Consider the following 13,917-nt stretch of genomic DNA (forward strand, 5'->3'; position numbering starts at 1 on the left):
TAAATATTACAATCTGGGTATTAGGGTTAGGCTATTAGGGCCTGTTGTACTGCCCTAAAAATCAATGTCCGTGTCGTCGTCATCCAAATCCATGCCAAACTCTTCAGCATGGACATTCCAGTGCAGTTTGGTGCGGCAGGCTTCATAAAAGTCAAAGCCTGGAGGATGCAATAGCGTGAGCTTATCAGGATGCTTGCGAATATGCAGGCGCTGATTTTGCTCTAGTGGCACACTGGCTTTGCCATCGGCACTCACCATCGGCTGGGTACGATTATCTTCATGAATTTGCATGGTAATTTCACTATTACCACTGACCACTATCGGCCGGCTTGATAGCGTATGCGGGTGCATAGGCACCAAACAAATGGCATCCATACTTGGATGGATAATAGGGCCGCCACCGGACAAAGCATAAGCGGTTGAGCCTGTCGGTGTTGCCGCAATCAGGCCATCGCTATGCTGACGATACACATTCTGCCCATCGATACGCATTTGAAAATCAATCATATGCACCGATTTACCCGCGTGCAAGACCACATCGTTCAAAGCCATATCTTGATAGATAATGTCACGGCCTTCGCGAATCTCCATGGTTAATAAAAACCGATGGTCCAATTGATAATCACCGGTTAAGACCTGGCGCAGCTTAAAGGCCACCTCATCAGGATTCACATCGGCTAGAAAACCCAAACGACCACGGTTCACCCCCAATACCGGCACACGATAACGGGCTAAGGCTTCAGCGGCGTGCAAAATAGAGCCATCACCCCCTACCACAATGACCAAATCACAAATTTCACCAATTAAGCTGCGTTTGACGATTTGTACTTGATTGAGCTCGCTAAGGTCTAGCGTGGGCAATTTGGCGGTATTGACGTCCATGACCAACGACATCCCCATCTCATGGATGGTCTGGCCAATTTGCACTAAGGTGCGGGTGACCGTACGCTTACCTGCCCGCCCCATCAAGCCAATGCGGCGAAAAGCCGGGTTTTTAATCGTAGCAAAAAGTTCGGAGTTAGATAAGTGCGGTAGTCGTTCGGACTGCGCTGAGTTTTCCATACAAAGGCTCAAAAATTGCGGTAAAGGAGTGCGGTAAAATAGGGTATATATTTAATGCATAACCACGTATATGTCAGGCTAAGTACGCCGACTCGGCACTACGATTAGCACCAAGAATAACCTTAAGAAAAGCTAGGCCTAACCCTACGCGCGTTAATGATAGCTAGATTTGCGCGCTTAGACTAGCAGATTTTGTTTAAGATTGTATGTCCTGTCTATAATAGGCGCTGATTTTCTTGTAATAGCCCCTACCCGCGCCCATATATATTAAAGTTAATTATTTAAGCTAACCCTGGATTTAAAAGTCATGCGGCGCTACTAAAAAGCGACTCTATAGCGGCCTACCTTCACGCAAACTCAGTTGACAATAAGGGCGGATTTGCTAAAGTAGCGCTATTGCCTACTTTTGGTTATATTTAGTTTTATTGGTTCCTATTTATCTCTTGGTTTTGCTTATTCAAGACTAATTATTCAAACTCACTTATTATATTCAAGATCACTTATTAAAGGACACTGTTATGGCAAACCCTATTGTCAGTCGTGCTGAACTTGCGGTTGGCGCCACACCGATGACCGTTAAGGGCGTCGTACAAAAGACCAGCTTATTGCTCGCCCTTTCCGCCATTTCCGGTTTAGGTTTTTTCTTTTATGCTATCGCAGCCGGCTTGTCGCAAGGCTTTATCACTATTGCCGCTTTTGGCAGCATGTTTGCCGCTTTCGGCTTGGCAATTTTTATCACCTTCAAACCTCAAAAAGCCAAGACCTTAGCCGTCCCTTACGCGCTGTTAGAAGGTATCTTTTTAGGTGGTATCTCACTATTCTTTATGAGAATGTATCCGAGTGTGCCGATTACCGCGCTGTGTGCGACCTTTGTGACCGCTGCAGTAATGCTAGGCTTATACCGCTCTGGCGTGATTAAGGTCACAGAAAAGTTCCGCTCTATCATGATGTCTGCGGTATTCGCTATCATGATTCTCTATCTAGTACAGTGGGGCTTTATCGCTTTTGGCTCTAGTCTACCGTTTCTATTTGACGGCGGCATGATTGCTATTGGCTTTAGCTTATTCGTAGTATTGATCGCTTCTTTTAGCCTGCTATTAGACTTTGATAACGTCGATCGCGGTGTCGCTATGGGCATCTCTGAAGACTACGAATGGTTATTCAGTATCGGTATCCTAGCCACGCTAGTGTGGATGTATATCGAATTTATGCGTCTACTCAGCTACTTACAAGACTAATCGACTTATAAAACTAAGCAAGCTTAATACCGCTAGCCCCTTTAGCAAACCAAAAACCGCCTTATGATAGGGCGGTTTTTTTATGGGCTAAAATAAATCAGTTCTCTTAGGCTCTTTTTAAACGCAGGGCATTTAGCACCACAAACAATGAGCTTAATGACATACCAATAGCCGCGAGCCAAGGCGGTACGTAACCAAATACCGCAGGCAGTAACACGCTAAAGTTATAGAACAACGCCCAACGAAAATTCTGTTTGATAATTTTTTGGCTTTTATCAGCCACCCTTTTGGCATCACTAATGGCTGAGATTCTACCGTTTAAGATGACGCTGTCACTGGAGACCTGCGCAAGATCTGCTGCTCCTGCTATCGAAGAAGACACATCCGCAGCAGCCAATACCGGAGCATCATTGATTCCATCCCCGACCATTAACACCCGTGCGCCTGACTTTTGTAAGCGCTGGATATGGGTGACTTTATCCGAGGGAGATAAGCCATTGTAGGCTTCTGCAATACCCAGCTCTTGGGCCAATACTAAGGCTTGCGGACTGGGGTCACCGGTCAACATCACAGGGTGCAAGTTGCGAGCTTTTAATTGCTCAATTAAGTCTTTGGCGGTATCGCGCACGCTGTCATTAAAATAGAAGAAAGCCAGCGGCTGCCATAGGCCAGTTGCCGCTGAATCTGACTTAACCGATAGCACTACCGCTGAGCTGGCTCTATTGACTAGTAAATCAGGACGGATGCTAGCTTGCGCAAGCGTCTGCTCATCATAGTCGACGGCAAACTCAAAATGACCGATACGATAAGTATGCTGTCCCGAAGCCGTCGTTACGATCGCCTCGACCCCACCAGCAGGATAATTCAGTCGCTCTGCCGTGGCCGGTAAATGCATTTGATACGCTGCGGTCAGTAAGGCATGCGCGACAGGATGGCGACTGCCCACCTCCAAAGCTGCGGCGATAGCGAGCAGTTCTTCATCAGACTGCTGAGCGCTCTCTAGCACCTCGATATTTAATAGGTTGGGCTTGCCATTGGTCAGCGTGCCGGTTTTATCGAAAGCGACGTGGGTAATCTCAGCTAAAGTCTGCAGCGTATGACCACGAGTGGTTAAAAACCCATAGCTTGCCAGCCTGTTGGTCGCGACCGTGAGCGCAATGGGTGTGGCCAGCGATAACGCACAAGGACAAGTAGCGACCAATACTGCTACCGTGGCCCAAATGGCTTGGCTTGGGTCGACCAGATACCAGCCAATAAATACCAGCACTGACAAAATTAGAATCCGCGCCACAAACCAGCGCGCCAGCTCATCCGCTTTCTGCGCAATCTTGGGCTTTTCGCTCATCGCTCGATTCATCAAGCGATCGATTAGCCCAATTTGGCTGTCTTCTACCAACGCCGTGACTAGCATGTAGAAAGGCTGGCTGTCATTTTGTGAGCCCCCCACGACATAATCGCCTTGCTGCTTCACGATTAAATCGCCCTCGCCGGTTAATAGGCTCTGCGAAACGGTGGCTGTCTCACTTAACAAGATACCGTCGCTGATAATCTCGCTACCCGCAGCCACCATGACGATATCACCAACTTGCAGACCTTGTGCGGTAATCATGGTCTCATTAATAGCTAATGCTGGGCTGGCGTCTACCCCTTGCTGATTAGCCATTTTATTGACAAGGTTTTGCTTATCAGCAATTAATTCCTTGCCTCCTAGCGCTTTGCCACCTAACCGATAGTGTGCTTGTAGCTTGCTAGCAATTCGCGCAGTTTCTTGTTTGGTCGCAGCAGGTAATTCATTATGCAGAAATCCAGAGGGGCTTTGTATGGCGTTGATAGCGGTCATTAATTGGTTAGCTGCCTCCGTATCGCTAGCCACTTTTTGTACTAGGACAGGTTCGATGACCACCAAATCATTGGCCATAGTAGCCGCTTTAAGGCGCGCATTATGTTCGATATAGCGGCCTGCCAGCAGGAAGAAGATAAACATGCTGACCGAATCAAAATAGGTTTGCCCTGACCCTGTGATAGTGGCATACAGACTGGCAAAAAAGGTCACTATCAAGGCTACGCTGACCGGCACATCCATGTTGACTTGCCGCGCCCGTACCGCTGACCAAGCTGAGGTAAAAAAAGGAATACCGGCATAAAAGAAGACGGGAATACTGACGAATAACGAGACCCAACGTAAAAAGTCGCGTTGGTTGATTAAAATCTCACCATACTCGCCAAAGTAAAGCGCTACGGCATACATCATCGACTGCATAGCGCCTAAAGCGGCAATTCCCAAACGCAGCAACATTTTTTTATTATGCCGTGCCAGCATGGCTTCATGACTGTCTTGACGATAAGGCTTGGCCTCATAGCCTATCTCGCCGATAGTCGCTAAGACCTGACTGATGGGCAGCTTGTCTTCGTCCCAAATCACTCGCATTCGTTGATTGGTCAAATTGACTTGGCATTTATTAACCCCATCCAGCTCATCTAACCGTGACTCAATCAGCCAAGTACAAGCAGCACAGCGCAAATTATTCACAGACAGTTCCGCTACCGAAAGCCCTTCTTGCTGATAGACAAATTGGCTTTTGATATCGTCGTGGTCATAGGCTTGCAGGCGCGTCATCTCTGTTGGCAGACTGGCGGTACGGTTAATCTCAGAGCGGTCTAAGTAGTACTGTTCTAGCCCCGCCTCCACGATACTTTGCGAGGCCAATTGACACCCGAGACAGCACATCTCACGGCGCTCGCCTAAGATTTCACTAAAAAATGGCGGCTTGGGCACCGGGTCTCCACAGTGAAAGCAATGCCCTGCTTTCGGCAACACCAGACCTTCATTTAAAGAATAACTGGTTTCGTGATATTCAGGATATTCGGTTGCTTGACTCTCTTGCACGGCAGTTACCTTATCTAGCAGTTACCTTATCTAAATGATGGCGCACTTTTATTACGCGCCTTAGTATAGCATCGCTAGGCGCCCATGACCCATTCCATAGGCTTTCCACAATGATGGATTGAAAATTTTGGTGTTTTACGTCATTATGAGTCAGTTTTTTTAGATTGGTATCCTGCCTGTGCAAAGCAAATTTACGCCCTCTTCTCGCGCCCCACACCCACGCCAGCCTTTACCGACCTCGCAACGTGGGGTGGTGATTAGCATGGTCTTATTGATCATCCTAATCGTAGCTTTAGTGTTTGTGACGCTTTACTTGCTCAAACTGGACCGCACGATTACCAGTAAGTTTGAAGGCAAGCGCTGGGATATCCCTGCCAAAGTGTATTCACAGCCTTTAGAGCTCTATCAAGGCGCGGCAATAGAGTCGAGCACGATTGATACGTGGCTTGAGCTTCTCAACTACCGTAGTGATAGCAAGTATGATCGCACGGGTACTTTTTCCAAAAAAGGCCAAAATTACTTTATTCACACGCGTGGCTTTAGTTATAACGCTACTGACAATGATAAAGAACAAATCATTAAGCTGACTATTAGCGGCAATAAAGTCAAAAATATTCAAAGTACGGTAGCGACAGAATCAGGTATTATTCGCCTTGAGCCAGTCGGTATCGGTGGTATTTATCCCGATAATAATGAAGACCGTATCGTCACTGCTCTCTCTGATGTGCCGCAACCGCTTATTGACGCCCTCATCGCTACTGAAGACCGTGGCTTTTATGAGCATAAAGGGGTCTCAGTGCGTGGTATCGCCCGTGCTGTCGTGAATAACTTTAGAGGTGGCTCCATGCAAGGTGGCTCGACCATCACGCAGCAGCTGATTAAAAACTTCTATTTGAATTCAGACCGTACTCTCAAACGTAAGGTAAACGAAGCGTTAATGGCGGTGCTGCTTGAGCTGCACTACGATAAAGATGAAATCTTGCAAGCTTATCTCAATGAGATTTACCTAGGCCAAAACGGTAAACGCTCAATTAATGGCTTTGGGCTCGCCTCACAGTTTTATTTTGATCAGCCGTTGAGCGAGCTGCGCCCGGATCAGCAAGCCTTCTTAGTGGGTCTCGCCAAAGGCCCTAGCGTTTACAACCCCCGCCGTTATCCTGATAATGCTGTAGCACGTCGTAATGTGGTACTGAGCAATATGCAAGTTGTGGGTAAGCTGTCGCAGGAAGAGTATGATGCTGCCGTAAAACAACCGCTTAAAGTCATTGAAAAACCTAGCGTGGGCAAGAGTCGCTTCCCAGATTTCTTAGACATCGTGAAACGTGAGCTCAATGACGTCTATTATGCCGATGACTTAAAGAACGAAGGGCTGAAAATTATCAGTACCCTCGACCCTATTGCCCAGATGGCTGCCGATAACGCGGTGGATAGAAAACTAAAAGAGCTGCGTAAAAACAATAAAAAAGCCGAAAATTTAGAAGGCGCCTTAGTCAGCGCTAACCCAGAAACAGGCGAGCTGGTCGCTGTCGTAGGTAGTGGCAGCGAATTTACCGGCTTTAACCGTGCTGTTGATGCCAAGCGTCAAGTCGGCTCACTATTAAAACCTATTATTTATATGACGGCGTTAGAAAGCGGCCGCTATAACCTCGCCAGCTCAGTCGATGATTCGCCTATTACCATCAATCTAAGCAATGGTGAGAAATGGACACCGCGCAACTATGATGGTCGTGATCACGGTTATGTCCCCCTAACCACCGCCTTAGCACAATCGTATAACCAAAGTGCCGTGCGTCTTGGCAATGAATTTGGCATTAGTACTTTCGTTGAGCAACTGCGCCGGATGGGGGTTAAGCAAAAAATCCCTGAGTATCCTTCTGTATTACTAGGCTCAGTGAATCTAAGCCCTATGGACATGCTCGGTGTTTATCAGGTGTTTGCCACTGGTGGCTTCCGTACCCCTATCCATAGTATTCGCTCGGTGTCAGATAATCGCGGCGCAGTGCTACAGCGCTCTGGGTTAAATACTGAACGCAGTATCCCGCCTGAAGCCAACTATTTGACCAACTATGCTCTGCAAGAAGTCGTCAAATCAGGTACCGCTAAGCGCCTGCAGTCGTTAGGCAGTGACCTTAATCTTGCTGGTAAAACCGGGACTACCAATGACTATCGTGATGCGTGGTTCGCCGGCTACAGTGGCAACTACGTGAGTGTGGTGTGGGTCGGTCGTGATGACAATAAGCCAATCGGCTTGAGTGGTGGCAGCGGCGCATTACCGGTGTGGGTCGATTATATGAATCGCCTGAAGCTTACCCCGGTCACTATGGCGCAGCCTGAAGGTATTGAGTGGCTCTGGTTAGAAAATAACTCCGGTAAGCTATCAAATGAAAACTGTGCGAACGCGCGTTACTTGCCCGTCATGTCGGCTCATATACCGGAAGAAGCCAGTACTTGTGCCATCAATATGTATGAAGAAGAGCGTGCCCGTGAGCAAATGCAATGGATGCAACAGCAGCAAGGTATGATGCGTCAGCGTCGTCAAGAAGGCTTGCCTATTCCGAATAGCCGAGTAACTACAACGGATAATGGAGAGAATAATGCCGGCCCTAATGAGGGGGGTAACGATGAAGCCCCTGCTGAGTCCAATCCTAATGCCGATACTTGGTATGATAAAGCGTTAGAGTGGTTTTAAACCGTTTCCTAACCTTATTTTTTAGTTGAACAGCGGCTTTATGAGTTAATCGCGAGTATTAGTTAACCCTTGGTCGCTGCATGGTTTATAATTGACGCTTTATCTCTACTTTTATCGTTTATTCACGGCTTAATAGCTGCGGTATAGTTTACTAAAAAGGAATGCTATGTTGTTGGATTTGCTATCATCACGCTCGGTATGGGTGGCCACTATGGGCATGTGCTTGATGGGGTTAACAGCTTGTGAGTCTGTACCGAGCAGTCCGCAAGCAGCGACTTCGGCAAGTACGGGCATGATGACGACGCCTCCTGAAGATACCGCAGTTATCTCACAATCGTCCACGCACACTACAACAGCGCAAACGCAAACCTCGCAAACTATTGTGATTAAACCAACACCGTCGTTGGAGGCTCCTGCTGAGCCTATGACCCAGAGTGTGCCTAGGGTCACTGACAGCCCCGCTACCGTCGCATCAGAAAACCCTTTGACTACCACGACATCAGGCCATAACGAAGGGTATAGCACGCATGAGTCGCCTTTTAGCCTGCCTGAGATTACCAATCCACCTAAGCTACCGACTTATGAGACACCGAGCTTACCCCCTGTACCGGTCATTAATACCCCTACCCAGCCGACGCAATCCGCCCGTGATGCTTTACTAGAGCGCGCCCGTCAAAACAGCCAATCGGGTTTTGAGACGCAGCCTTCCTCTGCAAGTAATGGCGATAATTTACCTGCTTTTCGCCAGTTGATGAACAGTGGCATAGCGGACCTAAAAGCCAACCGTCTCACTGCTGCTGAAAGTAAATTTACCCGCGCGCAAAGACTAGCGCCTCGCTCTTCTGCGGTCTATTTCTATCTTAGCCAAGTCGCGCTAAAAAAGAACCAACCTAAAAAAGCGGAAGCGATGGCACGCAGAGGATTGGTGGTCGCTGAAGATACGACTCGCCGCCGGGCTTTATGGCAGTTGATTTTACGCTCAGGACAGATGCAGAATAACGCTCGCGTGGTCTCGGAAGCCTCTAAGGCTTTACGCTAAATCCTTTTGTATTGCTTTTGCCCAGCTTGCCCAAACTAATATTTTTAGCCTATTAATGGTCAGCATAAGTCCCAGCTTATGCTGATTCGTTGTTCTCAGGGTGCTTATTTTATGCGCTTGTTTTATGCGCGTGGCTAGCGATTATTCGCCGTTACTTTTTAAACACCCTTTGATCATTACCTTTTACAGTTATTCTATATTTATTAACCTAGCATTTTTTTAGTCTTTTTTTATTTAATCTATTTATTAAGGAACTTCTATGGCTTGGCAGCAAGTACATATCCAATGCGAAAAATCACAAGTCGATTTAGCCGAGGCTTTATTCCTCGAGGCAGGCGCCGTTTCTATCGTATTAGAAGATGCTGGCGATCAGCCTTTATTTGAGCCCATGCCAGGCGAGTCGCCTTTATGGGATGACGTGGTCCTCACGGCTATCTTTCAATTAAGCGACGATGACCAAGGTGCAGCTAGCGATGCTAATCCTGTCGCTGCGCTAAATTTTGAAGCCTTAGGCCAAGATATTGCGACTCAGACCCAAGCTACGCGCGTATGGCTGACTTCTTTAGAGGATAAAGATTGGGAGCGTGAATGGATGAGTCATTACCATCCTATCCCTTGCGCGAATAATCTCTGGATAGTGCCAAACTGGATTACCCCACCTGAGCCTGAAGCGACCAATATCATTATGGATCCTGGCCTAGCTTTCGGTACGGGCTACCATGCTACGACGCGCTTGTGCCTAGATTGGTTGACGGAGCAAGACCTAGCGGGCAAGACGGTCATCGACTACGGATGCGGTTCAGGTATTTTAGGTATTGGTGCACTATTACTAGGCGCTAAAGAAGTGCTCTCGGTGGATATTGACCCGCAAGCCGTTTTAGCTACCAACCAAAATGCAGAACGCAATAACGTCCAAGACCGCTTGACCGCTTTTTTACCGCATGAATTCACTGAGTATTGTGCCAATAATGACGTGTTGCCGGTAGAGATGATTGTCGCCAACATCTTGGCTAAGCCACTGATGGAGTTGGCACCTTACTTTGCAACGTTGGCCAAACCCGCCGCGCAAATTGTCTTGGCAGGCTTGATTGAAACGCAAATTGACGATGTGACGGCCGCTTATCAGCCTTACTTTAATCTGGACCAACGCCATGCCTTCCCCAAACAAGAAGATATGCATTGGCATCGCTTAGCCGGTACCTTTATCGGCTAGGCTATGGGCTTAGTTATTGTTTAGGTGGCCTTACTCAGCCGTTTTAGCGGTTGAGTCGCTTAGACTTGTCGGGTATTTTTATAGGCTAGAAACACAGGATAATACCTGTTACGATACGCAACACTACCGTGACATTACTATAAGAATTAACTAGATGTGTATGATGATATTGCAAATGGAATTTGAATCATGACTCAATTGAAAACCCAGTGTCCTATTTGCGATGCTCTCTTTGCACTACCAGAAAAAGCGGTCGGCAATGCTACGGCTAAGGCTCGCTGCAAACACTGTCAGAGTATTTTTCTAGTCAATGAACACATCTATCAACCCGGCGATACTGCTACCAATCAAGACTCTGCGGCAACGATAGCCGCAGACGCTGAGTCTGGAGCGGCGGCTAGCGTACGCCCTACCTTTAGTAAAGACAGCCATCATGCAGTAGATGAGTATGGGCTAGGCGATATGGATTGGCGCAGCGATGCTAGCCCTGCGACCCACCATCCAGACAGCAGTAAGGGTAGTGGCCATAGAGCCCAACCCGCTATTAATAATGACGCTTCTGCGGACATTAGCGCTGATGCCGATGCAGCTTGGCTTAACGACTTATTGGATGAAGAATTGCCCGTAGTTGCTTCTTCAGCTTCAGGGCCCCAGTCTGTAGAGAATAATGATTTAGAAGCGGGTGATTTGACCGACTTATTGTCAGAGTTTGGGGTAGAAAGCATTACGCCTGCTGCCATCACTCGTGAGGAAGTGCTCGCAAAGATTGATGCACGGCTAGAAAACGACCGAGCCAGCCAGCGTCAAGCCCCAGGTCCCTCGCCAATGGCCAAACTATTTTGGGTAATGGGTTGTTTGATTTTAGCGTTATTATTATTTGCTCAATACGTCATTTTTAACATCGATAACCTCGTGAAAAACCCGGCCTATGCCAGTAAGCTAGCTGGCGTCTGCGAGTTGGCCAGCTGCTCCTTACCAGGTGCTGATTTGGCCGTGTTAAATTTGTCTCATATTAAGCACCGTCCTAGCCAAGTCAATGCACAATCGACCCACAGCGATATCATGGCAGCCATGGTCAATCAGAGCAATGTAGAGCAGCTTTATCCCAACCTAAAGGTTAGCGTCTATGGTGACTCTGACTTAATCGGTGAGTTTGTCGCAGGCCCTGAGGACTACCTCACCCCGCCCCAACGCATGATTATCGGCCAGCAAGCCAAGCTCATCATGTTCACAGTCCCCGTAAAAGATGCTAAAATTGATCGGATTGATATCAGTACTTTTTATTAATCTCTAGGCTGGTCCTGTAGGCGTTACTTCAACGATTAACGCTGCTTGGGGCCGTTCCTTATTTTTTTTATCCTTTAGCGACCCGACCCCCTCCATGACTTATTCTCAAGCTTTGCCGACTGCCTATCCTGTCCAAGCTACCTCTAATAATAGCGACTCTAGCGCTGCGCATAGCAATTTTTCAGAAGGGTTCAGCCCGGCTCTCGTTCACCCGAGCCATGACGCTACCCCACAGGATAATCCTTCACTGCAGCCCAGCACTTTAGAGAGTGTTGGTGAAATGCCGGTGGCTTTACCTTTGAGTACGAGCGTTGAGCAGGCAGTGCGCCGCTACTTTTCTGCGCTAGAAGGCGAGACGTCTTCAGACCTCTATGACTTAATCCTCAGTCAGGTTGAAAAGCCGCTGTTATTGGTGGCGCTTGAGCACTCTCAAGGCAATCAGTCTAAATGTGCCAGCATCCTAGGGCTGAACCGCGGTACCTTACGCAAAAAGCTTAAGGCTTATAATTTAATAGACTAATTGCAGCCACGACTTTAAGCCATCAATTACCGCCGCTAGCATCTTAACCTGTAGGGCCAGTCGTTTTTTTATTCACGATGATAATTTTTCTTGCCAGCTGTTAGTTAGTTTATCCACACTCCTTAACTAACCAAAATGCTTTAACGAAAATTTTGCTTTACCCCTCGCTAGTGACCTTTGTTAATGACCCTTGCTAATGAGCTTCAGCTTTAATAAATAGCAGGCTAAGCTTAGCTGTTAATGAGTAATATTGCAGTTATTGACTATAATCGCCCGTTGTTTGCTTGCTGAGAGCGACTTAGCATTTTAATTACTGCCCGAATCCGCTATTCTATCGGGCTTTACTCTCCCACTCATTTTTTACGTTTTGGAAGCCAATTATGTCCAACCCATCCTACGCGCTCTTATCCGTATCCGATAAAGCTGGTCTGACTGAATTTGCTCAAGGCTTGATTGAGGCAGGCTATCGCCTGTTGTCTACTGGTGGCACCTATAAGCTGTTAAACGAGCAGAATATCGCCGTAACAGAAGTGTCTGATTACACCAAATTTGCAGAGATGATGGATGGCCGCGTCAAGACGCTACATCCTAAGATTCACGGGGGTATTTTAGGCCGTCGTGGTATTGATGACGACATCATGGCCGAGCATGGTATTGAGCGTATTGATTTGGTCGTAGTCAACCTTTATCCCTTTGCGCAAACCATTGCTAATCCTAACGTTACTATGGTGGATGCGATTGAGAATATCGATATCGGTGGCCCAACGATGGTGCGCTCAGCCGCTAAAAACCATGCCCACGTTGGTATCGTTACCGACAGCGCAGACTACCCTCGTGTGTTAAAGGCCTTAAAAACAGAAGGCAGTTTGCCGGCCTCACTACGTTATGATCTAGCTGTAAAAGCCTTTGAGCATACCGCTCAGTATGACGGTATGATTGCTAGCTTCCTAGGTCAGCGCCTCAACGACACGCAAACGCCTGAGCCTTTCGCACGCACGCTAAACTTGCAATTGAGCAAGTCACAAGACTTACGTTATGGTGAAAACCCGCACCAACAAGCGGCTTTCTACGTTGAAGATAACTTAGCAAGCACTGCTCAAGCGTCTATTGCCACTGCAGTACAGCATCAAGGTAAAGCCCTATCGTATAACAACATCGCAGATACCGATGCGGCTTTAGAATGTGTTAAATCATTCGACGCGCCGGCCTGTGTTATTGTCAAGCATGCCAACCCTTGCGGCGTAGCCATTAATGTCGACCAAGTTGCCGCTTACCAAACTGCATTTAGCACTGACCCTGAGTCTTCATTTGGTGGCATCATTGCTTTCAACACCCCATTGACTCAAGCAGCCGCCAAAGCTATCGTCGACAATCAATTTGTCGAAGTTATCATCGCGCCAAGCGTTGAGCAAGGCGTGTTAGAGATTACTGCCAGTAAGAAAAACGTTCGCGTATTAACATGTGGTGACTTACCTGCTTTTGCCAACCGTCAAGCCCAGTGGGATTATAAACGCGTCCAAGGTGGCCTATTGGTGCAACAGCAGGATATCGGTCGTATCACTATGGATGACTTAAAGATTGTCACCAAAGTAGCGCCTACGCAAGCGCAGTTAGAAGACCTATTGTTCACTTGGACCGTAGCGAAATACGTCAAATCTAACGCTATCGTCTATGGTAAAGACCAACGTACCGTTGGTATCGGTGCCGGTCAGATGAGCCGCGTCAACTCAGCACGTATTGCCGCTATCAAAGCTGAACATGCGAACTTAACGCCTGCTGGTGCGGTTATGGCCTCTGATGCCTTCTTCCCGTTCCGTGATGGCATTGATAACGCAGCTGAAGTCGGTATCTCAGCGATCATCCAACCGGGTGGCTCTATGCGTGATGACGAGACTATTGCTGCCGCTGATGAGCATGGTATCGCTATGGTGTTTACTGGCATGCGTCATTTTAGACACTAAGTTTATTAGAGACTAAGCTTA

The 13,917-nt window shown here is 47.6% G+C and carries 9 protein-coding genes; 7 read left to right on the forward strand and 2 right to left on the reverse strand.

Features of this window, described 5'->3' with window-relative positions; genetic code table 11:
• Nucleotides 1–54 precede the first annotated feature (54 nt).
• Nucleotides 55–1,062: an NAD(+) kinase gene (locus ACZ2XM_RS09145; RefSeq protein WP_490588230.1), complete on the reverse strand. Its 1,008-nt coding sequence runs from the start codon at nt 1,060–1,062 to the stop codon at nt 55–57.
• Nucleotides 1,063–1,580: 518 nt separating this feature from the next.
• Here ACZ2XM_RS09145 and ACZ2XM_RS09150 point away from each other — a divergent pair.
• The gene (locus tag ACZ2XM_RS09150; protein ID WP_201497250.1) at nt 1,581–2,300 is read left to right on the forward strand and encodes a Bax inhibitor-1/YccA family protein; all 720 of its coding nucleotides are present in this window, start codon (nt 1,581–1,583) and stop codon (nt 2,298–2,300) included.
• Nucleotides 2,301–2,406: 106 nt separating this feature from the next.
• Here the strand turns inward: ACZ2XM_RS09150 and ACZ2XM_RS09155 are convergent, their stop codons facing one another.
• Nucleotides 2,407–5,187 (reverse strand): heavy metal translocating P-type ATPase, encoded by a 2,781-nt coding sequence (locus tag ACZ2XM_RS09155; RefSeq protein WP_490588231.1) that lies wholly within the window; start codon nt 5,185–5,187, stop codon nt 2,407–2,409.
• 178 nt (nt 5,188–5,365) lie between these two features.
• Here ACZ2XM_RS09155 and mrcB point away from each other — a divergent pair, with 178 nt between their 5' ends.
• The 6 genes from mrcB (at nt 5,366) to purH (ending at nt 13,896) form a co-directional block, all read left to right on the forward strand.
• Nucleotides 5,366–7,876: a penicillin-binding protein 1B gene (gene mrcB, locus ACZ2XM_RS09160; RefSeq protein WP_490619000.1), complete on the forward strand. Its 2,511-nt coding sequence runs from the start codon at nt 5,366–5,368 to the stop codon at nt 7,874–7,876.
• Between the two features lie 166 nt (nt 7,877–8,042).
• On the forward strand, nt 8,043–8,915 hold the full coding sequence (locus ACZ2XM_RS09165) for a tetratricopeptide repeat protein (RefSeq protein ID WP_490588232.1): 873 nt from the start codon (nt 8,043–8,045) through the stop codon (nt 8,913–8,915).
• Between the two features lie 259 nt (nt 8,916–9,174).
• Nucleotides 9,175–10,128 carry a 50S ribosomal protein L11 methyltransferase gene (prmA, locus tag ACZ2XM_RS09170; RefSeq protein WP_490588233.1) on the forward strand — a complete coding sequence of 318 codons (954 nt, stop codon included), beginning with the start codon at nt 9,175–9,177 and terminating at the stop codon, nt 10,126–10,128.
• A 189-nt stretch (nt 10,129–10,317) separates the two neighbouring features.
• Nucleotides 10,318–11,415 carry a hypothetical protein gene (locus ACZ2XM_RS09175; RefSeq protein ID WP_490588234.1) on the forward strand — a complete coding sequence of 366 codons (1,098 nt, stop codon included), beginning with the start codon at nt 10,318–10,320 and terminating at the stop codon, nt 11,413–11,415.
• Between the two features lie 280 nt (nt 11,416–11,695).
• Nucleotides 11,696–11,935: a helix-turn-helix domain-containing protein gene (locus ACZ2XM_RS09180; RefSeq protein WP_490588538.1), complete on the forward strand. Its 240-nt coding sequence runs from the start codon at nt 11,696–11,698 to the stop codon at nt 11,933–11,935.
• 380 nt (nt 11,936–12,315) lie between these two features.
• On the forward strand, nt 12,316–13,896 hold the full coding sequence (gene purH / locus ACZ2XM_RS09185; RefSeq protein ID WP_490588235.1) for a bifunctional phosphoribosylaminoimidazolecarboxamide formyltransferase/IMP cyclohydrolase: 1,581 nt from the start codon (nt 12,316–12,318) through the stop codon (nt 13,894–13,896).
• Nucleotides 13,897–13,917 lie beyond the last annotated feature (21 nt).

Source organism: Psychrobacter sp. CoH-33_TS_01 (assembly GCF_058189395.1).

Bases quoted from the DNA above. Each gene is read 5' to 3' on its own strand.
- purH (WP_490588235.1), top strand. From the start codon at position 12,316: ATGTCCAACCCATCCTACGCGCTCTTATCCGTATCCGATAAAGCTGGT.
- ACZ2XM_RS09165 (WP_490588232.1), top strand. From the start codon at position 8,043: ATGTTGTTGGATTTGCTATCATCACGCTCGGTATGGGTGGCCACTATG.
- ACZ2XM_RS09180 (WP_490588538.1), top strand. From the start codon at position 11,696: ATGCCGGTGGCTTTACCTTTGAGTACGAGCGTTGAGCAGGCAGTGCGC.
- ACZ2XM_RS09175 (WP_490588234.1), top strand. From the start codon at position 10,318: ATGACTCAATTGAAAACCCAGTGTCCTATTTGCGATGCTCTCTTTGCA.
- ACZ2XM_RS09150 (WP_201497250.1), top strand. From the start codon at position 1,581: ATGGCAAACCCTATTGTCAGTCGTGCTGAACTTGCGGTTGGCGCCACA.
- ACZ2XM_RS09145 (WP_490588230.1), bottom strand. From the start codon at position 1,062: ATGGAAAACTCAGCGCAGTCCGAACGACTACCGCACTTATCTAACTCC.
- prmA (WP_490588233.1), top strand. From the start codon at position 9,175: ATGGCTTGGCAGCAAGTACATATCCAATGCGAAAAATCACAAGTCGAT.